General features: G+C 65.4%; 20 protein-coding genes and 1 pseudogene. 5 read left to right on the top strand and 16 right to left on the bottom strand.

From position 1 onward, the window contains the following. Window position 1: 1 nt before the first annotated feature. The 6 genes from gsiC to BHE01S_RS00905 form a co-directional block, all read right to left on the bottom strand. Window positions 2–922, bottom strand: a complete 921-nt coding sequence (gsiC, locus tag BHE01S_RS00930) for a glutathione ABC transporter permease GsiC (RefSeq protein WP_042259916.1) — start codon at window positions 920–922, stop codon at window positions 2–4. A gap of 68 nt (window positions 923–990) precedes the next feature. Then, the gene (gsiB, locus tag BHE01S_RS00925; protein WP_042259912.1) at window positions 991–2,514 is read right to left on the bottom strand and encodes a glutathione ABC transporter substrate-binding protein GsiB; all 1,524 of its coding nucleotides are present in this window, start codon (window positions 2,512–2,514) and stop codon (window positions 991–993) included. A gap of 107 nt (window positions 2,515–2,621) precedes the next feature. Then, entirely contained in the window at window positions 2,622–4,529 is a 1,908-nt protein-coding gene (locus BHE01S_RS00920; protein ID WP_042259909.1) for a dipeptide ABC transporter ATP-binding protein, read from the bottom strand. A gap of 41 nt (window positions 4,530–4,570) precedes the next feature. Continuing rightward, window positions 4,571–5,566, bottom strand: coding sequence for an isoaspartyl peptidase/L-asparaginase family protein (locus BHE01S_RS00915; RefSeq protein ID WP_042259536.1), 996 nt, complete (start codon window positions 5,564–5,566; stop codon window positions 4,571–4,573). Then, window positions 5,563–6,495: a MurR/RpiR family transcriptional regulator gene (locus BHE01S_RS00910; RefSeq protein WP_042259535.1), complete on the bottom strand. Its 933-nt coding sequence runs from the start codon at window positions 6,493–6,495 to the stop codon at window positions 5,563–5,565. Before BHE01S_RS00910 ends, BHE01S_RS00915 begins: the two co-directional genes overlap by 4 nt. 319 nt (window positions 6,496–6,814) lie before the next feature. Then, window positions 6,815–8,722, bottom strand: a complete 1,908-nt coding sequence (locus BHE01S_RS00905) for a PAS domain S-box protein (RefSeq protein ID WP_042259533.1) — start codon at window positions 8,720–8,722, stop codon at window positions 6,815–6,817. 341 nt (window positions 8,723–9,063) lie between these two features. Between BHE01S_RS00905 and BHE01S_RS00900 the strand changes: the two genes are divergently transcribed. The 3 genes from BHE01S_RS00900 to BHE01S_RS00890 all read left to right on the top strand — a co-directional run bounded on the left by BHE01S_RS00900 (window position 9,064) and on the right by BHE01S_RS00890 (window position 11,902). Continuing rightward, window positions 9,064–9,522, top strand: coding sequence for a PRC-barrel domain-containing protein (locus tag BHE01S_RS00900; protein WP_243412988.1), 459 nt, complete (start codon window positions 9,064–9,066; stop codon window positions 9,520–9,522). Between the two features lie 349 nt (window positions 9,523–9,871). Then, complete coding sequence (locus BHE01S_RS00895) at window positions 9,872–10,141, top strand: hypothetical protein (protein ID WP_042259528.1); 270 nt, start codon at window positions 9,872–9,874, stop codon at window positions 10,139–10,141. Window positions 10,142–10,354: 213 nt separating this feature from the next. After that, window positions 10,355–11,902, top strand: coding sequence for a methyl-accepting chemotaxis protein (locus BHE01S_RS00890; protein ID WP_042259526.1), 1,548 nt, complete (start codon window positions 10,355–10,357; stop codon window positions 11,900–11,902). Between the two features lie 62 nt (window positions 11,903–11,964). Here the strand turns inward: BHE01S_RS00890 and BHE01S_RS00885 are convergent, their stop codons facing one another. The 3 genes from BHE01S_RS00885 to BHE01S_RS00875 all read right to left on the bottom strand — a co-directional run bounded on the left by BHE01S_RS00885 (window position 11,965) and on the right by BHE01S_RS00875 (window position 15,188). Continuing rightward, window positions 11,965–13,518 (bottom strand): hypothetical protein, encoded by a 1,554-nt coding sequence (locus tag BHE01S_RS00885; protein ID WP_042259524.1) that lies wholly within the window; start codon window positions 13,516–13,518, stop codon window positions 11,965–11,967. 181 nt (window positions 13,519–13,699) lie between these two features. Next, a complete protein-coding gene (locus tag BHE01S_RS00880) occupies window positions 13,700–13,999 on the bottom strand; it encodes a hypothetical protein (RefSeq protein ID WP_042259521.1) in 300 nt (99 codons plus the stop codon). 160 nt (window positions 14,000–14,159) lie between these two features. Beyond that, entirely contained in the window at window positions 14,160–15,188 is a 1,029-nt protein-coding gene (locus BHE01S_RS00875) for a helix-turn-helix domain-containing protein (protein WP_042259519.1), read from the bottom strand. 220 nt (window positions 15,189–15,408) lie between these two features. Between BHE01S_RS00875 and BHE01S_RS00870 the strand changes: the two genes are divergently transcribed. After that, window positions 15,409–16,545 (top strand): peptidyl-alpha-hydroxyglycine alpha-amidating lyase family protein, encoded by a 1,137-nt coding sequence (locus tag BHE01S_RS00870; RefSeq protein ID WP_042259907.1) that lies wholly within the window; start codon window positions 15,409–15,411, stop codon window positions 16,543–16,545. A 22-nt stretch (window positions 16,546–16,567) separates the two neighbouring features. On the opposite strand, the pseudogene BHE01S_RS00865 reads toward BHE01S_RS00870, so the two are convergent. Next, window positions 16,568–16,744, bottom strand: a pseudogene (locus BHE01S_RS00865) (DeoR family transcriptional regulator); the annotation flags it as partial. 42 nt (window positions 16,745–16,786) lie between these two features. Here BHE01S_RS00865 and BHE01S_RS00860 point away from each other — a divergent pair. After that, the gene (locus BHE01S_RS00860; protein WP_042259514.1) at window positions 16,787–17,083 is read left to right on the top strand and encodes a YciI family protein; all 297 of its coding nucleotides are present in this window, start codon (window positions 16,787–16,789) and stop codon (window positions 17,081–17,083) included. A 27-nt stretch (window positions 17,084–17,110) separates the two neighbouring features. Here BHE01S_RS00860 and BHE01S_RS00855 read toward each other — a convergent pair whose 3' ends face one another. From BHE01S_RS00855 to BHE01S_RS00830, 6 genes are all read right to left on the bottom strand, one after another. Further along, complete coding sequence (locus tag BHE01S_RS00855) at window positions 17,111–17,914, bottom strand: FRG domain-containing protein (protein WP_042259512.1); 804 nt, start codon at window positions 17,912–17,914, stop codon at window positions 17,111–17,113. A 131-nt stretch (window positions 17,915–18,045) separates the two neighbouring features. Continuing rightward, window positions 18,046–18,567 (bottom strand): pyridoxamine 5'-phosphate oxidase family protein, encoded by a 522-nt coding sequence (locus BHE01S_RS00850; protein WP_218000392.1) that lies wholly within the window; start codon window positions 18,565–18,567, stop codon window positions 18,046–18,048. Between the two features lie 95 nt (window positions 18,568–18,662). Continuing rightward, window positions 18,663–19,514: a carbohydrate ABC transporter permease gene (locus BHE01S_RS00845; protein ID WP_042259507.1), complete on the bottom strand. Its 852-nt coding sequence runs from the start codon at window positions 19,512–19,514 to the stop codon at window positions 18,663–18,665. Between the two features lie 21 nt (window positions 19,515–19,535). Further along, window positions 19,536–20,531 (bottom strand): carbohydrate ABC transporter permease, encoded by a 996-nt coding sequence (locus BHE01S_RS00840; protein WP_042259505.1) that lies wholly within the window; start codon window positions 20,529–20,531, stop codon window positions 19,536–19,538. A gap of 92 nt (window positions 20,532–20,623) precedes the next feature. Beyond that, the gene (locus BHE01S_RS00835) at window positions 20,624–21,886 is read right to left on the bottom strand and encodes an ABC transporter substrate-binding protein (RefSeq protein ID WP_042259503.1); all 1,263 of its coding nucleotides are present in this window, start codon (window positions 21,884–21,886) and stop codon (window positions 20,624–20,626) included. A 64-nt stretch (window positions 21,887–21,950) separates the two neighbouring features. Further along, window positions 21,951–23,951: a beta-galactosidase gene (locus tag BHE01S_RS00830; RefSeq protein ID WP_042259905.1), complete on the bottom strand. Its 2,001-nt coding sequence runs from the start codon at window positions 23,949–23,951 to the stop codon at window positions 21,951–21,953. Window positions 23,952–23,970 lie beyond the last annotated feature (19 nt).

The following is a 23,970-nucleotide window of genomic DNA, read 5'->3' as shown; positions in this document are numbered from 1 at the left end:
CTCACCTGAATCGAATGGTCGGATTGATGACCGCGTACAGCACGTCCACGATCAGATTGATGACGATGAACTCGAGCGAGAACAACAGCACTTCGGCCTGAATCACGGGGTAATCGCGCATCGAAACCGAATCGACGAGCAGCCGCCCGAGGCCCGGCCAGTTGAACACCACCTCCACGACGATCGAGCCGCCCAGCAGGAAGCCGAACTGCAGGCCCATCATCGTGACGACGGGAATCATCGCGTTGCGCAGGCAATGCCTGATCACCACCCATTGTTCGGCCACCCCCTTCGCGCGCGCCGTGCGCACAAAGTCCTCGTTGAGCACCTCGACGAAGGAGGCTCGTGTGAAGCGCGCCATCACCGCGGCCACGGCGGCACCGAGCGTCACCGACGGCAGCACGTAGCTGCGCCACGAACCGTCGCTCACCACAGGCAGCCAGCCCAGGTGCACCGAAAACAGTTCCATGAGCGCCATGCCGAGCGCGAAAGCCGGAAACGAAATGCCCGACACCGCCAGCGCCATACCGATGCGGTCGGGCCAGCGATTGCGCCACACGGCCGAGACGATGCCGATCGCCATGCCGAACACCACCGCCCAGACCATGCTGGTGAGCGTGAGCAGCAACGTGGGCATGAAACGTTCGCCAATCTCGGTGATGACCGGGCGCTTGCTGCGCATCGAAACACCGAAATCGCCGTGAGCGATGCGCACGAAGAAGTGGAGAAACTGCTGCGGCAGCGGCTGGTCGAGGCCGAGATCGGCGCGCACGAGCGCAACCGTGGCGTCGTCCGCTTCGGGACCGGCCGCGAGGCGCGCCGGGTCACCCGGCAGCAGATGCACGAACAGGAACACCAGGACCGCGACGATCAGGAGCGTCGGCAGCAGACCCAGCGAGCGTTTGACAATGAAATTCAGCATGAGCGGGTGACTGCATCGGGGCGTGCGCGCCGCGCCGGACTCGAACGTTCCGGCGGGCGCGCAACGCATTAGCGAATCGAGATCTCGTCGAAGTTGAACGAGCCGTCCGGTGCCACATACGCGCCGGCGAGGCGCTTGCTGCGGGCGTACACGACCTTCTCCTTCACGAGGAACACCCACGGGGCATCGGCCCAGATGCGCCTTTGCGCGTCGGTGTAAAGCGCCGTCTTTTGCGCGCGATCTGTCGTTTCGAGCGCCTTCGCGAGGTCCTCGTCGACCGCCGGGTTCTTGTAGTACGCCGTGTTCATGAGCCTGGGCGGCCACGACGCCGAAGCGAGCAACGGCGAGATGCCCCAGTCCGCCTCACCCGTGGACGACGACCAGCCGATGTAATACATGCGCACGCCCGCCGTTGCCGGATCCTGCGCGCTTTCCACGCGCGCGACCGCGGTGCCCGTTTCGAGCGCTTCGACGTTCGCCTTCACGCCCACTTGCGCGAGTTGCTGCTGCACGAACTGAATGGCCTTTTGCGCAGTCGAGTTGTTATACGCCGACCACAACGTGGTTTCGAAGCCGTTCGGGTAACCGGCCTGCTTGAGCAGTTCGCGCGCTTTGGCCGGATCGTACGGCCAGGGGCCGAGCTTGATCGAGTAGTCCACGCCTTGCGGCAGCACGCCGTCCGAAGGCAGCGCGTAGCCGCCGAATGCCACCTTGGCCAGCGCGTCCTTATTGATCGCGTAGTTCAGCGCCTGGCGCACGAGCGGGTTGTCGAACGGCTTCTTCGCGGTGTTCAGGCTGATGTAGCGCTGGATGATCGAGGGTGTGGCGATCAGGTCCACCTTCGGGTTCGCCTGGAACGCGCTCGCCTGCTCGAACGGAATGCGGAAGGCGAAGTCCGCCTCGCCGGTGCGCATGAGCGCCGCGCGTGTGTTGTTGTCGGCCACCGGCTTCCAGTCGATCTCGTCGATCTTCGGATAGCCCTTCTTCCAGTAGCCGTCGAACTTGTGCACGACGAGGTCGCCGGCGGGGTCCCACTTCACAAATGCGAACGGACCCGTGCCCACCGGATGCAGGCCGATGTCCTTGCCCCACTTCTTCATGGCCGCCGGCGAGATCATCACGGCCGACGGGTGCGCGAGCACGTTCACGAACGCCGAGAACGGCGCGTTCAGCGTGACCTTCACCGTGTACGGATCGACCACCTCGGTCTTCGCGATGCGGAGGAACATGTTGTAGCGCTTCAGGTGATTCGCCGGGTCCGTTACGCGGTCGAAGTTCGCCTTCACGGCCGCCGCGTTGAAGTCGGTGCCGTCCTGGAACTTCACGCCCTCGCGCAGCTTGAACGTATAGACGAGGCCGTCACTGCTCACTTCATAGCTCGTGGCCAGCACGTTGGTGAGCTTCAGGTCCTTGTCGAAACCGAACAGGCCCTGATAGAACGACTTCGAAACCGCCTGCGAGAGCGTGTCGTTGGCGTCGTACGGGTCGAGCGTCGAGAACGTCGAATCGACGGCCATCACCGCGCGCCGTTCGGCGGCTTGCGCGGACGTCGCACCGGCGATCAGTGCGAGTGCGAGCGCACCGCCCTTCATCCATGCTTTGACTTCTTTCATCATCAGGTCTCCATACCATTGAATCTTGACGATTCGGCGAAATGATCCAGCTAAAAAGCGAACGTTTGCGTGGCACTGCGGCATGCTCAGTAAGCGCCGCCCACCCGATGCTTCGCCACGAAGTGGCCGGGGCCGACCGCGACGAGCGGCAGAACCTGCGGCTCGTCGCCGGGCGCGCGAATCGGACTCGGCAGTTCGTCGGCGGCGAGCACGCGTTTCGCGTGGCGGCGCGCCGGATCGGCGATCGGCACCGCGCCCATGAGCTTTTTCGTATAGGCGTGCTGCGGGTTCTCGAACACGGCGCGGCGCGGACCGATCTCGACGATCTGCCCCAGATACATCACCGCGACGCGATGGCTCACGCGTTCCACCACGGCCATGTCGTGCGAGATGAAGAGATACGCCACACCAAGCTCCTGCTGCAGGTCGAGCATCAGGTTGACGATTTGCGCCTGCACGGAAACGTCGAGCGCCGAGACCGATTCGTCGGCGATCACGACTTTCGGGTTCATCGACAGCGCACGGGCGATCGCGATACGCTGGCGCTGGCCTCCCGAGAATTCGTGCGGATAGCGGGCCGCCGCCGACTTCGGCAAGCCCACGCGATCGAGCAGCCATTCCACGCGTGCCTGCGCCTCACCCCCCTTCGCAATGCCGTGCACGAGCAGCGGCTCCATGATCGAGAAGCCTACGGTCAGGCGCGGGTTGAGCGAGGCGAACGGGTCCTGGAAAATGAACTGGATATCGCGGCGCAACGTCTGCAGCGCGGAGCCTGTGAGCGTGCTGATATTCCGGCCGCCGAATTCGATTGTGCCGCTCTGGCTCTCGACGAGCCGCAGCAGCGAGCGGCCCGTGGTCGATTTGCCGCAACCGGACTCGCCCACGAGCGCGAGCGTCTCGCCGGCGTGGAGATCGAAGCTGACTTTTTCGACCGCATGCACGCGGCCCTTGACCTTGCCGAACAGACCGCTGCGCACGGGGAAGCGCGTGACGAGGTCGCGCACGCGCAGCACCGGCGCCGCATGCGTTTTCGGCACGTTTACCGGGAGCGTCGACGCGGCGGCCGGGCGCGCCGCTTCGCTCATCGAAAGCAACGGAAACTTCTCCGGCAGGTCGGTGCCCTGCATCGCGCCGAGCTTGGGCACGGCGGCGAGCAACGCCTGCGTGTAGCGATGCGAAGGCGCGGCGAACAGCGCATCGGACGCGCCCTCTTCCACTTTCTCTCCGCGATACATCACGAGGATGCGGTCCGCCACTTCGGCCACCACGCCCATGTCGTGCGTGATGAAGACAACGCCCATATTCATCTCGTCCTGCAGGCCGCGAATCAGCTGCAGGATCTGCGCCTGGATCGTCACGTCGAGCGCCGTGGTCGGTTCGTCGGCGATCAGCAGCGCCGGCTTGCAGGAGAGCGCCATCGCAATCATCACGCGCTGGCGCATGCCGCCCGAAAGCTGATGCGGAAAGCGGTCCATCACGCGGCGCGCATCGGGAATGCGTACGAGCTCGAGCAGGCGCAACGTTTCGGCGCGCGCCTGAACGGCGTTCGTCTGCTGATGCAGTGCGATCGCTTCACTGATCTGGTTCCCCACCGTGAACACCGGGTTCAGCGAGGTCATCGGCTCCTGGAAGATCATCGCGATGTCTGCGCCGCGCACCGAGCGCATGGTCGAGGCGCTCGCCCGCGTGAGATCGAGTGCGCTGCCGTTGCGGCGGCGCAGGTCGATGCTGCCGCCCGTAATGCGACCGCCGCCGTGCTCGACGAGCCGCATCAGCGAAAGCGAGGTCACCGATTTGCCCGAGCCCGATTCGCCGACGATGGCGAGCGTCTCGCCCCGATCGACGTGGAACGACAGATTGCGCACGGCTTCGAACGTGAGCGCGCCGCGCTTGAACGACACGCTGAGATCGCGGACGTCGATCACGCGATTCGGCGGCAACTCGGCCTTTTCGCCGGCCGGCGCGGTATCAGGGGAGTGCCAGGACGTCTGCACGATGAGGATTCCTTCGTTTGATGCGCAAAACAATGCGCCGCTTAGGCGTAGATCGACGCAACGGGCACTTCGCCCACGCGTGCGTAGCCGCGATACATGCCTTCCGTGTTGAACGGCAGGACCACGTTGCCTCGTGCATCTACGGCGATCAGGCCGCCACGGCCGTCGATGCGCGGCAACTGCTCCATCACGACATTCCCAGCTGCTTCGGATAGCGAAACACCGCGATATTTCATTTGCGCCGCCACGTCGTAGGCCGCGACCATGCGCATGAACATTTCGCCCGACCCCGTGGTGGACACCGCGCAGGTGGCGTCCTCGGCATAGCAGCCCGCGCCGATCAGCGGCGCGTCGCCCACGCGGCCCACCTGCTTGTTGGTGATGCCGCCCGTCGAAGTCGCCGCCGCGAGATGGCCGTGCGCGTCGAGCGCCACCGCGCCCACCGTGCCGAATTTGCGGTTCGGGTCGATCGGCTCGTGCGGCAGGCTGTCTGCCGATGCGTTCGCGGCCGCCTTCGCTTCGAGCGTCGCGCCATCGTGATCAAGCATCGCGCGCGCTTCGCCGCGTGCAAGCTGCCACTGGCGGTAGCGCGCATCGGTGTGGAAATAACCGGGATCTACGAATTCGAGGCCCTGTGCCGCCGCAAACGCTTCCGCGCCCTCGCCCGTGAAGAGCACGTGCTCGCTCTTCTCCAGCACGCGGCGCGCTGCCAGCACCGGATTGCGCACGCGCTTCACGCAGCACACGGCGCCCGCTTCGAGCGTGCGGCCGTCCATGATCGAGGCGTCGAGTTCATGCGTGCCCGCGGACGTGAAGACCGCGCCGTGGCCCGCGTTGAAAAGCGGACAGTCTTCGAGCAGACGCACCGCTTCCTCGACTGCGTCGAGCGCGCTGCCGCCAACGGCCAGGATGCGCTGGCCAGCCGTGAGAATGCCGCTCAGCGCATCGAGATACCGCATTTCGACTTCGGGCGCCATCGAGGCGCGCAGGATCGTGCCGGCGCCGCCGTGAATGGCAATGACTGCGTTCGATTTCATGACTTCTTTTTCGTTGGAGAAGACGGGGCGGCAGGCGCCTGCGCCGAGGCCGAGGTGAGCCACGGCAGCACCGATTCGGTGATGGCCGCCGCGGCAACGACGGAATCCTTCGCGCGCAACGCCACGGCGTCGCACAGCGCTTCGATGACGGCCAGCACCGCAGCTTCCGAGTTCGCCGCGAGGCGACGCTCGGAGCGGATCAACAGCGTGAGATCGGCGAAGCGTGCAAGCGGAGAGTCGAGGCTGTCGGTGAGCGCGAGCACGCGCGCGCCCAGCTTCGCGGCGTGACGCGAGAGCTTGATCGTGTCGTCCACGTAACGCGGAAACGCGATGCCGATCACGAGATCGTCCTGGTTCGCGCCGAGCAGCCTGCGCGCCGAATGCGTGGGGCCGCCGACCGAGGCGAGCGCCTGCACGTTGTCGAGGTACGGCAGCAGTGCGTTCTCCATGAGCCCGGCGAGAAACGCGCTCGTGCCCGAGCCGATCACGTAGACGCGGCGCGCCGAGAGGATCGCGTCGACGGCTGCGGCGGCGGCTTCGCTGTCGATCGACTGGCGCGACAAACGCAGGTTCGACTCGGCCTGCTCCAGCGAGGCGCCGAACAATTCGGCGCCGCTGGCCGGCGATTCCTGCGCGCTGCGCAGCCGCTCGACCGGCGCGAGCGTGGCCTCGAAGCCGCGCACGAGCGCCTCGCGAAACTGCGGATAGCCGTCGAACCCGAGTGCGCGCGCAAAGCGGTTGGCCGTCGCCACCGAAGCGCCCACCGCAGCCGCCAGTTCGTCGATGCGCATGGTCGCGGCGTGAAACAGGTTCGCGAGCACGTATTCGGCCATGCGCCGGTGGCCCGGCGTGAGAACGGGCATCGCGGCGGTGATGCGCGCGACGATCTCGGCTTCGGGCGTGTCGGGAGTTGACGGGCGGGTTGGCATGCGTGGGCGGGAGCTGGGACGGCAGGGCCGTAAATGAAATTACATGGACGGATCTTAGTGAAAATTAATTTTCATCGCGCCCTGGGTTTACCCTATTCAAGCAAAGGCAGGGGAAAATTGGCTTGACCGGGCTCAACGAGGCGCCAGGCTGCGCGCCTCGGCCACGTCGCAGCAATCGGGAGGAAGAACCCGGCAAAAGCCGGAGAGATGTGTCGCCCGCAGGCGAGATAAGACGCGCGGCGGTGCGTGGGAAGGGGCGCTGCACTGCCGCCAGCCAGACGCCGGCGGCAATCGAATCATGAAAACGGCATGCGCGGCTTCACGACGCCGCCATCGCTTCGGCGCCCGGCGCCAACCGCCACGTATTGCGCCCCGCGCGCTTGGCTTCGTACATGGCCGCATCGGCGAGACACAGCGGATCGTCGGCCCGCGCCCGGTTCCCGGCTGCGGCCGGGAGCACCGCGCTCGTTGCGTCCACCACGCCGGCCGCGCCTGTCACGCCGGCCAGCACGACACCCACGCTCGCGCTCGTCTCGATCACGCGGCCCGCGAGGACGAACGCCTTCGACACCTCACGGCACATGGCCGCCGCGATGCCCTCGCCGGTGCGCGCGTCGCTCACGCCGCGGCTTGCCACCACGAATTCGTCGCCGCCGAGGCGGCTCACCACGTCGCCCGTGCGCACGGTGGCGAGGAGCCTGCGCGCGACCTCCCTGAGCAAAGCGTCGCCCACATCGTGGCCGTAGCGGTCGTTGATGGACTTGAAGCCATCCATGTCCATGAAGAAGAGCGCAAAAGGCCCACCGCTCGCGCGCAGTTCGCGCAGCGTCTCCTGCAGCGCGCGCCGGTTCGCGAGCCCCGTGAGCGGGTCGATCAGCGCGCCCTCGCGCAGGCGTTGCTCGGTGCGGCGCTGCTCGGTCACGTCGTGCGCCATCACATAGAAGCCCGTCACCTTGCCTTCGCGCCTGGCCGGAATGTAGGTGGCTGACCACACGCGGTCGGCATCGGCGCGATAGCGCACCGCGTCGCAGGTCACGCGCTCGCCCGCCAGTGCGCGCGCAAAGAGCGGCTCCAACTGCTCGAACACTTCGGGGCGCAACGTCTCGCTCAGGCGGCGCCCGCGCAGCGCTGCCGGCTCCGCGCCGAACACGCGCCTGAACGTCTCGTTGGTGAACTGGTAGCAAAGATTGCGATCGACCACGGCGATCAGCGCCGGCACGTTGTCGGTGATGGTCTGCAGCGCGTCGCGGCTGCGCCGCAGCTCCGCCGTGCGTTCGCGCACGCGCTCTTCGAGCTCGACGTGATAGTTGCGCAATGCCTCTTCGCTCTTCTTGCGGCTCGTAATATCCTGCACCGCCGCGATGAAATGCAGCGGCGTGCCCGACACGTCGCGCACGAGCGACACCGCGAGACTGACCCACACGGTTTGGCCATCGGGCCGCAGATAGCGCTTTTCGATCGCATACGTGGCCTGGCGCCCCGCGAGCAGTTCGGCCACTTGCGTGAGATCGGCGGCGATGTCGGCCGGGTGCGTGACCGATGCGAACGTGCGGCGGTGCAGCTCGCTCTCCTCGTAGCCGATGATCTGCGAGAACTTCTGGTTCACGTCGAGAAAACGGCCGTCGAGATCGACCACGGCCTTACCGATCGGCGTTTGCTGGAACACGGTCCGAAAGCGCGCCTCGCTGATGGCGAGCGAACGGCGGTCGCGCTCGTGCACCGTTCGCGAGTGGTTCAGCTGCCGGCGCAATTCCAGCTCGCGTTCGACGAGGTGTGCGAAATCCGCGAGCATTGCGGACTGGGCGGCGTCGAACGTGCGCGGCTTTTCGTCGATCAGGCACAGCGTGCCGACCGCCTGGCCGTCGGCGAGGCACAGCGGCGAGCCCGCGTAGAAGCGGATGTTCGGCGCGCCCGTGACGAGCGGATTGTCGAGAAAGCGTTCGTCGTCGAGCGCGTCCTCCACCACGAGCGTGCGCTTGCCCAGCACGACGTGAGCACAGAACGACACGCTGCGCGGCGTCTCGCACGCGGCCAGCCCACGGTGTGACTTGAACCATTGGCGGTCTTCGTCCACGAGCGAGATCAGCACGATCGGCATGTCGAACGCGAAGGCGGCGAGCCGCGAGATGCGATCGAACGCCTCTTCGGGATCGGTGTCGAGTATGTCGAGTTGCCGCAGCGCCCGAAGGCGGACGTCCTCATCCAGAGGAAGCGGAGCAGTGATCATCGTGTGGGGGGCCCGGCGGGGCGGATACGGTTGCGCGGCGCTCCCCGTACCGGCGCGCCTTGATTGGGGTTTACGGCCGGACCAGGCAAAAACTGAAGCACGGGAATGCGCGCACCACACGTGCCGCGCAAGGCTTGCGCGCCAGACATTTTCCCTACGCGCAAATCGCAATTTAAGCGTACGAACGTTCGGCATTGAATCGGGAGGCGCGATGCGGTACGCCGCTTGCGGTACCTGCCGCAGGCGGCCAGAACCGCCGCGGCATTGCCTGCCGCCTGACACGGGAATCGTCGGGAGTCTGGCCGGACTCAACGTTGTTCCCTTCATACCCGGAGACCATCATGCCCACCTTCACTCCTCCGCCCATGCCAACCGGCAATGGCGTACGCATCGTCGGCAAGGGCCGCGTGAGCGCCGCGGGGCCAGGCCCCGACGTGATGGCCGCCAGCACGCTCGACAGCGACCGCGTGCTGAGTTCGGACGGCCAGGAAGTCGGCAAGATCAAGGAAATCATGCTCGACGTGCAGAGCGGCCGCGTAGCCTACGTGGTCATGTCGAGCGGCGGCTTTCTCGGCATTGGCGACAAGCTGCTCGCCATTCCATGGAGCGCGCTCATGCTCGACACGAGCCGCAAGTGCTTCCTGCTCAACGTGTCGTCGGAGCGCGTGAAGGAAGCGCCGGGCTTTGACCGGGACAGCTGGCCCTCCATGGCCGACGCGAGCTGGGGCAGCACGCTGCACGCGTATTACGGCGCCGAGCCGTACTGGGCCGCCGTCGAGCCGGTGACACCGCGCCACTGAACGTCGTTCCGGCAATGCGGCGAACTGGACGCGATATCGCGCCCTGCTCGCCGCATTGTCCGCCGCTCCCGGGTCATAGACTGATCTCGCAGTCGAAGGGAACAACCGGGAACACCTTTGGGGGCGGCAATGCGGGTCACGAACTGGATTCTGGTGCTGGAATGCGCGTATATGGAGTTTTCCAGCTGGCGCGGCAAGAACGTGTACCGCCGTACGGTGGCGTACGACAGTGTGGTGTGGTGCTAACCCCTCCCCGCGACCCTCCAGGCCCTGACGATCGACGCAACGACAATCCTCCACTACAGTCGAAGACTTTACCGTCATCGCTGCTGGAATCGAGGATTCGAACATGCTGTTCCCTGCCGTCGCCACCGTCGCCTTGCTCATCGTCGTGTATGTCCACGCGAATATTCCGCGCTTCACCGAGCACGGCCCGAAGCGCATCGTCGCCCACGCCACGCTGTTGCTGGCCGGCCTGTGCTTCGGCGTGATCGGCGCGATGATGTCCGGCACGATCGCGCCGCCGTGGGCGGTGATCGCATGCGGCCTGGGCGTCGTGCATCTGCCCGCCCTCTGCGTGCTCGTGCTCAAGCGCGTCAGGCATTCGGGGCGCAGCTAACGCGAAGCGCGCCAGCCTTCGTCAAGTCCGTGGCGCGCCGAGGCGCGTACAAATATCCCGATCGCCCCGGGAAAACCACCATTGCGCAACGGCTCCAGCGCTGACCTTCAGTTCCCTCGCCCAGCGCCGTAAACATGTTCGGTGCTTTGCCGTCTCACCCGCGAAGCACGACCGTTTCTGCTACGTAGCCCCTCGCGTTCTGGAGCCCTCTTCGTGTTTGCACGACTCTCTATTTCTGTCCGTCTGCGCATCGCGGTCGGCGTGCTGGCCTTGCTGATCGTGGCAGCCGGCGTTTCCGGCCTTGCAGGCATGTCGCGCACCAATACCGCGCTCGGCTACGCCTACTCGAACCAGCTGGCCGCCGCCATCAACATCGGCAAGGCGAACCTGAATCTGACCATCGCGCGCACGACGCTCGACCGCATCCTCCTGCACCCCGACGCACCCGATGTCCAGCCATTGCTCGAGAAGGCGCAGAACTATCTCGCCACCTCTAACAGCGCCTGGGAGGTGTACCGCTCGCTGCCGCACGGCCCCGAAGAACAGGCGCTCGCCGACGGCGTTCAGGCCGCCTTCACCGGCATGCTGGAGCAAGGCATCCAGCCGCTCATGGCCGCGATCAAGCAAGGCGACCGCCAGGCTCAGGACGACATCGCGATGAAGCGCATTCCGCCACTCTCGGTCGCGCTCACCAAGGCGTCGATTGCGCTCGAGGCATGGCAGAAGGCGCACGGCGAGCAGGCTTTCGACCGCGCGCACGACCGCTATTCGTGGCTGCAGGCCGGCAGCATCGCGCTGATCGTGCTCGGCCTCGCGGTGGCAGGCGTGTGTGCCGTGGGACTCCACCGCGCGATCGCCGCACCGCTCGAGAACGTGCAGGAAGCGCTCCAGCGCATTGCGGACGGCGACCTGACCGCCAACCTCGAAACCCGTTCGAGCGACGAAATGGGCCGCCTCGTGACGAGCCTGAAGGCCATGCAGGACGCGCTCTCGCACACGGTGCGCAAGGTCAGCCACAGCTCCGAGTCCATTTCCACGGCGACGCGCCAGATTGCCGCCGGCAACGACGACCTGTCGCAGCGCACCGAAGAACAGGCGGCCTCGCTGCAGGAAACGGCCGCGAGCATGGAGCAGCTCACCGCCACGGTCAAGCAGAACGCCGAAAACGCGCGCACCGCGCAGACGCTCGCCAACAGCGCGCAGGATGTCGCCGATCGCGGCTCGCAAGTGGTGAGCAACGCGGTGCAGACGATGGAGCGCATCGACGGCAGCTCGCAGAAGATCGCCGATATCACCGGCATCATCGAAGGCATTGCGTTCCAGACCAATATCCTCGCGCTCAATGCGGCGGTGGAAGCCGCGCGCGCGGGCGAACAGGGTCGCGGATTCGCCGTGGTCGCGAGCGAAGTGCGCTCGCTCGCACAGCGCTCGGCGGCGGCCGCCAAGGAGATCAAGACGCTGATCGCCGAATCGGTCGAGCACGTTTCGTCGGGTTCGGAGTATGTGCGCTCTGCCGGCGTGACGATGAACGAGATCGGCGAGTCCATCGGCCGCGTGACGACCATCATGCATGAGATCGCGAACGCGTCCGAAGAGCAGCGCGACGGCATCGAGCAGGTCAATCTCGCGGTCTCGCAGATGGACCAGGTCTCGCAGCAGAACGCGGCGCTCGTGGAAGAAGCGGCTGCGGCCGCCATGGCGCTCAGCGAGCAGGCCGACGCGCTGCACGACGCCGTGCGGGCTTTCAGGCTCGCGCGCTGAGCGCAGCAGGACAGGCGCTACAGGCGATCGATCGAGGCGCTGCCAGCAAGAACCGGCCACCCTCAATTTGACGCGCTGTTCAGGAAGATCATGCCGTGGATGCCGGCAAGCGCCTGCTGCCATGCGGCGGTGTTGCGCGCGGCGTCGCCTTTCTCGATCAGCGGTTCGAGCATCGAAAGCAGGTTCGTCGAGCGTGAGGTGTCTTTCGGCGTGTTCACGTCGGAAACGAGCACACCTCGTTCGTACTTCGAATCACGCGTATTCTGCACCGACGACTGAATCAGCATGGCATTCAGCAATACGCCGCGCGCCGTCGCTATCCGCACCGCGCTTTGCGCGCTGTCGTCGATGCGCACGTAATCGTAGTTCTGCGAATCTCTCGACGACGTGAGGACAGGCGCGCCCCCACCCTGCAGCGCCTGATGGTAGCTCGCACTCAAATGCGCCTGCTGGATCTGCGAAATCCTGCCCTCGCGCGCCGAGCCTTCGAGTTGCGTGCTCTGCGCAACTTGATAGGAGAATGAATCGACTTCGCCAGGGCGCATCGGATTGGGCGAAGTGCTCGTGTCCGTGATCGACGCACTGAAGTCGGCGAGACCCGTGAGCATGGCCTGATCCGACTGCTGCAGCGCCGGAGCGTACGCGGCTCCCGGCAACGTCTCGCCCGAAGGCGCGCCATAGTCCTCGTTCATTTGCGCAAAGCCGTCTTCGAACATCGACATCAGCGCAGCATTGCCGTGTCCGCGCGAATTCGCGTGGTCGAACTGCGCCAGATAGCTCGCTATCGATGCCGCGCGCTGCGCGCCGGATCCCCAAAGTGCGGAATGACTCGTGTCGACCTTGACGTTCATCGCGCCGGCGGCGCTCGTTACGCTCAGGCTGCGCGCCGAACTGTCCTGCGAATAGCTGGCCGAAATATTTCCGTTGCGGTCGCCCGTCACGTTGTAGTGAAAATTCACCGACGCGAGCGCCGACGTGTCGAACAGCGCGAGACCGCTCACGTCGAGTTTGGGCGGCACGGCGCTCAGGCCGTCGATGGCCTGCTGGAAACCGTCCGAGAGTTTCGCCAGCGCGCTGCGTTCGCTCTCGCCAAGCGTACCGTTGCTCTTGATGCTCACCGAGAGGCCGCCGTCTTCGCTGCCCAGCTCGATTTCGACCGTCACGCCGCTCTTCGTTCGAATCGTCAGACCGATCTGGCCGTTTGGACCATTCGATCCTTGCCCCACTGGCGCAAGGCCGCTTGCCGACGAAACGCTGACCGACTGCGCATAGTCGCCGCCCGTGGTCTTGAAGCGATCGAGCAACGCACTGCCAAGCCCGGCGAAATGGCCAGCCATCGTCTGCGCGGCGTAGTTGCCCATCATCGTGAGCGACACGATATTGCTGTTGTCGCCCGCCCAGTTCAACAGCGGCGCGGTGCCGGTGAGCGTGCCTTCTGGCGTATAGGTTTGGAGCACGGCAAGGCCGCTTGCCGAAGGGATGGTGACAACGGTCGAGGACGAGAGCGCCGCGAGACTGGACGCGACGCTGCCGGCCTCAGCGGCGGGACTGACGCTGCTCACGAGGGGCGTGAGCGCGAGGGTCGTGGCGGCATTCAGGGACGATAGCGTGGTCATGGCTCGATGCGTTCTTGTTGTTCGCCAGACTGCACGCCCGGCCGTTCGCAAAAAGGCGCTGCATGCCGGCATGCCGGCGCGGCCAACTGCTCTATCGCTCTATCGTCACGTATTACGAAATCTTTAGATTAATCTTTCGCCTGCCCATACGGGCGCATGCGTATGCCCGGCCGTCTGCGGCTCAGCTTGCGCAGGCCAGTTCCCGCATCCGGCGCGACGCGTCGAAGTCCCGTACCTGCATGGCAGCCGCAGCGCAGCCACGCTTTTCCAGCCGCTCGGCCAGCAGCCAGCAAAATGCGGCCAGCGCGGCCCTGCCGTGCGTCGCGATGAATTCGCGCATCACTTCGTGCACAGCGCCTTCCTGTGTCGCCGCCGAAAGCATGCTGGAAATATGCGACGCGCCGCGCGCGAGTTCGAGCGTATACGCCGCTTCGTAGTAGTACAGGCCGCTTTGACGCGGCTTTTTGTGGACCTTCTTCATGTTTCCCCCGTTTGCCTGGATTTCGCAGGCGCATGCATCTTTGCAGGTGGCGCATGACGCGGCAATGAATCGGCAGTGCCTGGGGCCAAATCTGTCGCTATGTCTCAAATACTTGTTGTTTTGTCTCACGCGCGGCCTGCACGATCCGCGTGCTTTATGCTCATCGCATCAAGGCCATCCAGTAGCGCCAGTCGTCCGCGCGGGATTCTTTCGCCAGTTCGGTATCGCCGTTGAGCGCCAGCATGCGTACCGCGCGCGGCGAGAGGCCAATCGAGCGGCGAAAGGCGCGCGTGAAATTCGCGGCATCGGTAAATCCGTGCGCGGCGGCAATATCGGCAATCGACATGCCGCGCCGCGCCGGGTCGGCGAGCAACGCGCGGCAGCGCCGCAGGCGGCGCTCGCGCACATAGGTCGCGAAACCGCCCTCGTGCTCGAAAAGCCGGTACAGCGTGGCGCGCGACATGCCGAATGCACGCGCGACCCCTTGCGCGCCCAGTTGCGGGTCGGTCAGGCGCTTCTCCACATACCGGCAGATCGACACGAATGCGCATTCCTGAACGGCCGGCATATGTTCCGGGCTCACGCTCGCGTTGAGCGCACTGGCCGCGAGCTGAAGCGTGGCAGGCATGACGGCCTGGACGTTGGCAAGCGTCATCTGCGGGGCGTGCCGGTAGAGTGCGCCCAGATGCTCGCGCAGCAGCGCGACCGTGGGATCTGCGCCGCGAATCACACGCATGCTCTGCTGGTCGGGCGCGCTCAGCAACGGCGCGAGCAAGCGCCGCGGCACCGCCAGGTTCAGGAACTCGCTTGGTGTGGTTTCGGTCGCGAGCGGCTGGGCTGCGTCCACGATGAACATGTCGCCCGGTTGCGTACAGGCGTCCGACCCGCCGTCGCGCACCCGGCAATGGCCGCCCAGATAGAATTGCAGAACATATTGGTCATGCCCGTCGCGCCCGATCTTCGCGTTCGAGCGGTCGTATCGCTGCGCACCCGTGCGTATCGAGCCCAGCACCACGTCGCCGAACAGGTAGCCGCTCACGCTGGTTCCAAATCCCGCGTCGCGCGATTCGGCGGTCTGCGTGTCGAAGATGACGCTCACCGCCTCGCGCCACGCGGAAAACTGCTGGTCGCGAGGCAAGCCGCTGGTATCGAACGCGGAATGAGGCAGGGAATTTGGCGTTGGACTCATGGGCCACCTTGGTATGCGAAACGGCTATGGGATGGGCATTTTCCACTCGACTACTGCGCTATCGGTTGCGCACGCAAATTCTTTAGGGTGCGCGCGGCAAGGAATATCGAGTACGGGGAACGCGCCTTGCTACGCGCAGGACGGGCGGCCGTTCGATGCGCCATAAGGATTGCCATGCACGGCACTGGCCGCTGTCTTCGACGAAGAGGAGGAAGGTCCGATGAGCCCGCTTCATTCCATTGGCTGCCCATGCTGCGGCGGCCTTTTGCAGGGTGCGTTCACGCGTCGCCAGTTCCTCGCGGCCACCGCCGCCCTCGCCGCCGCGCCGGCCTTTGGCCAGACGCAAACGGCTCCGTCCATCGCTTACGATTCCATTGCCAACCCGGTGCGCCTGCCCGTGGACATGTATTTCGGGGAATGCTCCGGCGTGGCGGTGAATTCGCACGGGCACATTTTCGTGCTCTCGCGCGGCAACAGCACGGGGCCGGCTTATGGCGCCGCCGCCGCGCAATTGCTCGAATTTTCGGCCGATGGACGGTTCGTCAGGGAGATCGGCCATAACCTCTATGCGTGGTCGTTCGCGCACACCGTGAAGATCGACCGGCAGGACAACATCTGGGTGACGGACAAGGGCTCTGACATGGTGATCAAGTTCACGCCGGAAGGCCGCGTGGCGATGGTGTTCGGCCGCAAGCAGGAAGCGGCCGACGAAGAGACGGGACCGCTCAAGCATCCGAACCCGCCATTGCCGGCCGAGCCCGGCCGCTTTCGCCAGGTCACCGACGTCGCCTGGGACTCCGCCGGCAACACGTACATCAGCGACGGTTATATCAACTCGCGCGTGGCGAAGGTCGACAAGGACGGCAACTGGCTCAAGTCGTGGGGCGATCGCGGCACAGGACCCGGACAATTCCACACGCCGCACAGCATTGCGGTCGACGCGCAGGACCGGATTTATGTCGCAGACCGAAGCAACCGGCGTATTCAGGTGTTCGACACGGACGGCAAGTTCCTGAAGCAGTTCACGATCGACGTTCCGGTGCCGCCGGGCGCGCGGCCCGCTATCGGCAATGTGCCGGACGAGGCGACGATCGCCGCAGGCACGTTCGCACCGGGATCGCCCTGGGCGATCTGCATCTCGCCGGGTCCCGATCAGGTGCTGTACAGCTCCGACGCTTTCCCTGGGCGCATCTACAAGCTGAGCCTCGATGGCGAACTGCTCGGTGTATTGGGCGAATCGGGCAAGCAGTTGAAGCAGTTCGGCTGGATCCACGAGATGGCGTGTCCCGCGAAGAATGTGCTCTTCGTCGCCGAACTGCTGAACTGGCGCGTGCAGAAACTGGTGCTTCACGCTTGAGCGTCAGGGCACACTCGCGCACTCAGGCGCGCACCACCGTCACGCCGGCCGCCTCGATCGGTGCGGTGACCTTCGCATCCGTCGAACGCTCGACAACAATGGCCTGCGCCATGCCGACCGGACCGATGCAATACGGCGACGCGGCGTTGAGCTTCACGGCCGATGCCAATACGACCGTTTCAGCCGCGCGCGCGGCCCCGCGCGCTAACATACACGCTTCGCCCGTTTTCTTTCGACACCCATGTACATCGTATCGCTGTTCTATACCGCCTCGCTCGAACGCATCGACGACGCCCTGCCCGCGCATCGCGCGTACCTCGACGCGCAGTTCGAAGCCGGCAATTTCATTGCCGCCGGCCCGAAGATGCCGCGCGACGGCGGCGTGATCATCGCTTCGCACATGCCGCGCGAGCGGCTCGACGCGCTGCTCGCCGCCGATCCCTTCGCGCAACAGGAGGTCGCCACCTACGAAGTGACGGAATTCAAGGCCACGCGCCTCGCGCCCGGCCTCAATCTCCCGCGGCCCGAAACGCTGTGAGTGTGGCCGCTGCGGGCAAGGGCCGGTTCAGTTCGGCGAGCCCGCGACCGGTACCACCATGCCCGACCAGACGATTTCCAGCTCCACCGCAATGGATCGCGCGAGCCCGTCGAGCCCCGGGAACAGCGACGCATTCGTGATGTTCATGCGGTAGAGCCACTTCATCGCGTCCATGCGGATGCGCTCGGGCAGCACGATCTTGTGCAGCAGTTCCTCGTGGCTCTCGTAGCCTTCCAGAATGGCCTGCAACGGCTTGTCGATCACGCCAGGCACGACAAACGTGCCCGACTGCGCGACGAGCCGGTCGTCCATTTCCGTCGGCTCTCCCGACCAGAGAATTTCGTTCGTGTTGCTGAAGAAGTAGCGTTCGAAGTTGTCGTGCGCGCGCGGGTCGATGACGTCGCGCGTGAGGGTGGGATTGGCCTTGGGCAGCGCGCGGCTGTTCCAGAGCGCAGGCGTGTTCAGCGCGTAGACGGCCGCGTCGCCGATTGCGCGTTCGAGCGCGAAAAAGGCAGCGACGAACGGGCTCTTGGTGAAATCGAGCAGCCGCGTGGGCGCGCCGTGGTGCTGCATGAGCGCGAGACAGCGCAGGTCGTCCTTGAGCAGGTCCGGATGCGCGAGAAAGTTGTGCGCCTTGCGGCGAAACACGCGAATGGCGCGCTCCTCGCGCTGGCGCCATTGCAGCCGGTCGCCCACGTAGTCGCGCATGTACCGCGTGAGCGAGCTTTCGAGGTGCCACTGCGCGTTCTGCTGGCCGCGAAACGCCCAGCCGTCGAGCTGCGTCGTCAGCGCCATGAACTGTTGCCAGTCTGTAAGTACCGTGGTCTGCATTGTGGTTCCGGCAGCGTCTGCGTTTGCTTTTGCGTTGCGCCGGGTCGCGCGAAGCGCGCGCCCCAGCCGGACACGCTAGCACATCGACAATGACAACATCGCGAAGGTTCCGCCGCGCATTGCGTGCAAACTCAGGCGAAGGTACGCAGCATCGCGATCTGCTCGCGCCAGCGCGCCAGCACCTGCGCGCGCTCGTAGAGACGGAACGTCACGCCGCTCAACACCTCGGCATACTTCGCGCGATGCCCGGTGACGGATTCGATTTCCACGCGAAATACGCTCAGTGCGAGTGACGTTTGCCGCTGCGCCACGGCCTGCGAGCGTGCGCGAATCTCCAGCAGCGCGCCGTCATGCACGAGCGAGAGCGTAAGGCGGCCGTCGCGCATGAGGTTGGCTGTGGTGGCGGATTGCGGCCAGATCGCGATGAGCAGCGTGGTGGCGCTCACGGCCAGGATCTCGCCCGCGCTCAGCTGGGCGCCATGCGGCCAGCCGTCCTCGCTGACGGTCGAAAGGCGAACCGCATCGGCAAGACGCGCTTCGAGGTGCTCGCCGTCGAAGTCGCGCACGAGCGCGGCAGGCAGTTGCGTGACGGGTTTGGGCTGCGTGGCGGGTTCGGGCTGCATCGCCTGCGGGGCCGGTTCGATTTGCTGCATGGGGCGTTCCTTGCGGGTGTTGCGTGCGTCGGGTCTCCCGAAATTGGACCGTAGTGCCGCGCCGAAGTCAAATCGCCCCGCCTTTCATCGACCGTTCAGCCCTTGGTCGCGCCGAACGTGAGCCCCGCCACGAAGTGCTTCTGCATCGCGAAGAACATCATCACGGAAGGCAGCGCAGCAAGGACCGAGCCTGCGGAAACGAGGTTCCATGCCGTCGTCCATTGTCCCTTGAGGGCCGCAACGCCCACCGTGATGGGCGCGGCGTCGTCGCCCTGGGTCAGGCACAACGCCCAGAAATAGTCGTTCCAGACGAACGTGAACACGAGAATGGCGAGGGCAGCGAGCGCCGGGCGGATGAGCGGCAGCACGATGCGCACGAACACGGTCCATTCGTTAGCGCCCTCGATGCGTGCGGCCTCGACGAGCTCGAACGGCAGCTGCTTGATGAAATTGCGCAGGAAAAGCGCGCAAAACCCGGTCTGAAACGAAAGATGAAACAGGATCAGGCCGCCAACGGTGTTGTAGAGCCCGAGCCTGAGCGTGAGATCGCGCACCGGAATCATCAGCACCTGGATCGGCACGAAGTTGCCCGCAACGAAAGTGGCGAACAGCGCCGCATTGCCCGGAAACCGGTAAATGGCCAGCGCATAGCCCGCCAGCGCCGCGAGCGCAATCGCCCCGGCCACCGCGGGCAGCGTGATCTGCACGCTGTTCCAGAAGTAATGGAGCATGGGCGAAGTCGTGAGCGCATCGCGATAGTTCTCGATCATCGCGAAGTGCCTCGGCCAGCCCCAGTAGTTGCCTTCGCTCAGCTCTTCGGTGGAGCGCACCGAAGTAATCAGCACGGCAATGAGCGGCAGCAGCCAGATGACGAGCGCCACGGGCAGCGAAAGCTTGTACAGGCGGCGCGACGCGGGCTTCCATTTGTCGACCGGAACCGGAAACATGGGGGGCTCCTCGTAGCGGATTCAGTGCTCGCTGCGCAGCAGGCGGCGCAGGTGATAGACGATGTAGAGCAGCATGATCGCGAACAGCACGACGGCAATCGCGGCCGAATAGCCGAGCCGGTAGTACTTGATCGCCTGGTCGTACATGTAGTACGCGAGCACGGTCGAGCTTTCGAACGGCCCGCCGCCCGTCATCACGGAGATGAGGTCGAAGCTGCGCAGCGCGCCGATGACCGTGACCACCACGGCCATGAACGTGACGGGACGCAGTTGCGGCAGGATCACGTGCCAGAGCATGGTCCAGCCCTTCGCGCCTTCCATGCGCGCGGCCTCGATCTGCTCGCTGTTGAGCGTGGTGAGGCCCGTGAGATAGAGGATCATGCAGTATGCGGTTTGCGGCCAGAGCGCCGCGAATATGATGCCCGGCGTGGCATAGTTCGGGTCGCCGAGCACGGGAATGCCGTGGCCCAGCATGAGCGCGAGCAGGCCGAACGTGGGGTCGTAGAACCACGAGTAGATGAGGCCCACCACCACGCCCGAAAGCACGAATGGCGCGAAGAACAACGACTTGACGATGCGGATGCCGCCCACGGCCTGGTTCAGGTACAGGGCGATCGCGAGGCCCATGGGCGGCGCGAGCAGAAACAGCACCAGCCAGATCACGTTGTTCTTGAGCGCCGTGTAGAACGTAGGCGAGTGGAACAGCTCGACGTAATTCGCGAGACCCACGAAGCTCGCTTCGGTCATGCCGTCCCAGTTGTAGAGCGACAGACGCAGCGTGGAGAGAATCGGCCAGATCACGTACACCGCGAACATGATGACCGCGGGCGCGAGAAAGAGGCACGCGGCACGGCGCTGGCGCCGCGCGGTAGGCGACGCGCGGCGGCGCGGCTGCGTGCCCCGCCCGCTTGCGTGCGGCGCGTTGGACATGCCGCCGCTGGCACCGCCGCTTGCGTCACCGTTCGCATCGCCCGGCGGCAAGGCGCCATCCACGCGGTGCGCAACGGAGTGAGTCACTGCCTGTCTCACGGCAAAACCTCCCTTATCAGGCTCCGTGGCGGGCGGCAGCGTAACACCGGAACGCTCCACCCGCCTTCGCTTAAAACGACCTACTTCTTGTAGATGCGCTGACGCGTCTGCTCCAGCTGCGCGAGAATCGAGTCGAGCTTCGTCGGATCGGACACGAACTGCTGCATGCCCTTCATGCCTTCGTCGGCCATTTCCTTCGTCATGTCGCGGTCATAGAACTGCGCAATACCGCCCTTGGTGTTCGACAGGATCTGGAAACCGATCTTCGAAATCGGGTCCTCGGGCTCCGGCGACTTGCTGTTGGCCGAAAGCGAGCCCAGTCCCTTCGCAAGCTGCGCGCCGACTTCGGGCGTCTGTGCAAACGCCAGGAACGCGTGCGCATCGGCCTTGTTCTTCGCCTTGCCCGGAATATGCAGCGATTCGACCGGACCGTCTTCGGCGGTCGGCACGTTCGGGTCGATGATCGGGAACTGGAAGTAACCCATCTGCTGCTTGACCGTCGGGCTGAAGCCGCCCGTGATGAACGTGCCCATCAGCATCATCGCGGCCTTGCCCTGGAACAGGAACGGCTGTGCCGCATCGAGATCGTACGAGAGCGAATTGGGAATGAAGTCGCCGTCGTCGAGCAGTTGCTTCCACGTGACGTAGACCTTCTTCACGCGCGGGTCGGTGTACGGCACTTCGCCCGCCATCAACTTCTGGTGGAACGCGTTGCCGTTCAGGCGCAGGTCCAGATAGTCGAACCAGCCCGCCAGCGTCCACGCGTCGCGCCCGCCCACGGCAATCGGCGTGATGCCCGCGGCCTTGAGCTTCTTGCAGGCATCGAGAAATTCATTCCACGTTTTCGGCTCGCTCTTGATGCCCGCCTTGTCGAACAGGTCCTTGCGATAGAACATGCCCCACGAGTAATAGACCGTCGGCGCGGCGTACTGCTTGCCCTGGTACGACGACGCTTCCTTCGTCGACGCGTACATGCTGTCCCAGTTGTTCTTCTTCCAGTCGTCCGAGAGGTCCGCGAAAAGGCCGCGCTTCGCGTAGTAGGCCATGCGCTCGCCGTCGTGCCAGTTCACGATGTCGGGCGGCGCGGTCGTGAGCCAGTTCGGCAACTGCACCTTGTAGGCCTCCTCGTCGACGAACGACACCTTCACGTCGGTGCCGGGGTGCGTCTTCTTGAACTCGTCGATCACCTGTTCCCACACGGCGCGCTGGCTTGCGCCCTTGTAGGCAATGTTCATTTCGAGCGTGCCGGCCTGCGCCGCGCTCGCGAACGTGCCTGCAAGCGCGCCTGCCGCCAGCGTCGCAGCAACGAGCAGGGTGCGTGGTCTGAAGGTCTTGCCGATCATGCGTGTCTCCTTGGTTATACGTCGTTGTCGGTGCTGCATCGGTGGGAACTGCACAATGCGTCGTCTATTGCGAACGGTAGGCGCTCACGCCCTGCGGCTCTAGCGTACGCGAGCCGATGACGTATGCATCGTCGGGTATATCCGCAGAGAGCGTGTGCGTGCCCGGCCCGTAGTTGAAAACCCAGGTGAAGCCGCCGCGCCGGCTCACGCGGATCGCATCGCCGAGCGGCTGTGGCGTGAGCCCTGCCTCGCGCGCCACGCGCGCAAAGAGCGCCTGCGTGCTGGCCTCGTCGAACAGACTCGCCAGGTAGTGGACCGCGCCGCTCTTCACATAAGCGGGATGGCCGTCGCTGAACGTCGCGCGCACTTCCGGCACAGCCCATTCGCTTTCGCAGGTCTCGGCACCGAGTTCGATCAGGTCGCGCCAGTGGCGCGCGTGGCCTTCATGCGCGCCGTCCATCTCGAAACGTACCGGCTCGTTGATGTCGGGCCGCAACGACTCCACACGCCACACGCGCAGCGGCAGCAGTGCGGCCAGCGGTCCCGGCGGCAGGTTGGCGGGGATCTGCAGATCGGCGGTTTTCGAGCCCGTGCGCGGCCCGATCACCACTTGCGCGCCCGAGCTGGCGAGGCGCTGCGCGAAGTCGTCGGGCACGACGGGCAGCGGCGGCACGACCACGAGCCGGTAACCGTCGAGCGGCGCGTGTACGGAAACGATATCCACGTCGAAGCCGAGCGCACGCAGCGCCGAGTAGTACTCCACCGCGAAGCGCGGATAGTGGAAATCCGCGCCCTGCGGATGAATCTCGAAGAGCCACTTCGCCTCGTAGTCGAGCACGAGCGCAACGGGCGTCTTCACGTCGAAGTCGCGGCCGCCCTTCGCCGCCGCGAGCACGGCCTCGATTTCCTCGGCCACGCGCCCCGCCTCCGCACTGCCGAGGTCGGGACGGTTGTCGGGCGTATTCAGGCCCGCATGCATCTGCTCCTGCGCGAACGGCGCCTGGCGCCAGCGGAAATACGACACACAGCCCGCGCCATGCGCGAACGCCTCCCAGCTCCAGAGACGCACCATGCCGGGCAGCGGCGCCGGGTTCCATTGCGCCCAGTTCACGGGACCGGGCTGCTGCTCCATGACCCAGAACGGCAGCTTCGACATGCCGCGATACACGTCGTGATTGAACGAGGCGAAGTCCGGGTGGCCGGTGCGCAGATAACGCGCCTTCACTTCGGGCGCAAACCACTGCTGGTCGAGCGCGCCGAGCGGATAGCTGTCCCACGCCGCGACGTCGAGATCGGCGGCGACCTTGTAGTGATCGAACTCCATGAAAAGCTGCATGAAGTTGTGCGCGATGGGCCGCCCAGGCGAATGCGCGCGCAGGATTCCGGCCTGCATGCGGTTGTAGCGCCGCACCTCATCGGAGGCAAAGCGCTGGTAGTCGAGCCGGTGCGACGGATGCGCCTCGGTCACGGTGCCGACGGGCGCCTCGATTTCGTCGAAGCTGCGGTACTCCATGCTCCAGAACACGGTGCCCCAGGCGGTGTTGAGCGCGTCGATACTGCCGTAGCGCGCCTTGAGCCACGCGCGAAAGCGCTGCACCGCCGCCGGCGAGTAGCTGACCACCGTTTGATGGCAGCCGTATTCGTTGTCGGTCTGCCAGCAGGCGACGGCGGGATGCTGGCCATAACGCGCCGCGACCGCCTCGCAGATGCGCCGCGAAGCCTCGAAATACGCGGGCGACGAAAAATCGTAGTGCCGGCGCGAGCCAAACCCGCGCACGCGGCCATCGGCGCCCACGGGCAGGATGTCCGGATGCTGATCGACGAGCCACTTCGGCGGCGTGGCCGTGGGCGTACACATCACCACCTGCAGGCCGGCGGCGCCGAGCGTGTCGATCGCGCGATCGAGCCAGCCCCAGTCGAATTCACCGGGCGCGGGCTCGATGCGGCTCCACGCGAACTCGGCAATACGCACCTGCGCGATGCCCAGCGCCTTCATGCGCGCGGCGTCGTCTTTCCACATGGCCTCCGGCCAGTGCTCCGGGTAATAGCAGACTCCAAGACGCATTCCGGTGTCCTCGGTGGTT

The organism is Paraburkholderia heleia NBRC 101817, assembly GCF_000739775.1.
GTDB lineage: Bacteria > Pseudomonadota > Gammaproteobacteria > Burkholderiales > Burkholderiaceae > Paraburkholderia > Paraburkholderia heleia.
This window is presented reverse-complemented; position numbering and strand designations above follow the sequence as displayed.

Coding starts and splice junctions, on each gene's coding strand:
- gsiC (WP_042259916.1), bottom strand. CDS start 922: ATGCTGAATTTCATTGTCAAACGCTCGCTGGGTCTGCTGCCGACGCTC.
- gsiB (WP_042259912.1), bottom strand. CDS start 2,514: ATGAAGGGCGGTGCGCTCGCACTCGCACTGATCGCCGGTGCGACGTCC.
- BHE01S_RS00915 (WP_042259536.1), bottom strand. CDS start 5,566: ATGAAATCGAACGCAGTCATTGCCATTCACGGCGGCGCCGGCACGATC.
- BHE01S_RS00910 (WP_042259535.1), bottom strand. CDS start 6,495: ATGCCAACCCGCCCGTCAACTCCCGACACGCCCGAAGCCGAGATCGTC.
- BHE01S_RS00905 (WP_042259533.1), bottom strand. CDS start 8,722: ATGATCACTGCTCCGCTTCCTCTGGATGAGGACGTCCGCCTTCGGGCG.
- BHE01S_RS00900 (WP_243412988.1), top strand. CDS start 9,064: ATGCCCACCTTCACTCCTCCGCCCATGCCAACCGGCAATGGCGTACGC.
- BHE01S_RS00895 (WP_042259528.1), top strand. CDS start 9,872: ATGCTGTTCCCTGCCGTCGCCACCGTCGCCTTGCTCATCGTCGTGTAT.
- BHE01S_RS00885 (WP_042259524.1), bottom strand. CDS start 13,518: ATGACCACGCTATCGTCCCTGAATGCCGCCACGACCCTCGCGCTCACG.
- BHE01S_RS00880 (WP_042259521.1), bottom strand. CDS start 13,999: ATGAAGAAGGTCCACAAAAAGCCGCGTCAAAGCGGCCTGTACTACTAC.
- BHE01S_RS00875 (WP_042259519.1), bottom strand. CDS start 15,188: ATGAGTCCAACGCCAAATTCCCTGCCTCATTCCGCGTTCGATACCAGC.
- BHE01S_RS00870 (WP_042259907.1), top strand. CDS start 15,409: ATGAGCCCGCTTCATTCCATTGGCTGCCCATGCTGCGGCGGCCTTTTG.
- BHE01S_RS00860 (WP_042259514.1), top strand. CDS start 16,787: ATGTACATCGTATCGCTGTTCTATACCGCCTCGCTCGAACGCATCGAC.
- BHE01S_RS00855 (WP_042259512.1), bottom strand. CDS start 17,914: ATGCAGACCACGGTACTTACAGACTGGCAACAGTTCATGGCGCTGACG.
- BHE01S_RS00850 (WP_218000392.1), bottom strand. CDS start 18,567: ATGCAGCAAATCGAACCGGCCCCGCAGGCGATGCAGCCCGAACCCGCC.
- BHE01S_RS00845 (WP_042259507.1), bottom strand. CDS start 19,514: ATGTTTCCGGTTCCGGTCGACAAATGGAAGCCCGCGTCGCGCCGCCTG.
- BHE01S_RS00835 (WP_042259503.1), bottom strand. CDS start 21,886: ATGATCGGCAAGACCTTCAGACCACGCACCCTGCTCGTTGCTGCGACG.
- BHE01S_RS00830 (WP_042259905.1), bottom strand. CDS start 23,951: ATGCGTCTTGGAGTCTGCTATTACCCGGAGCACTGGCCGGAGGCCATG.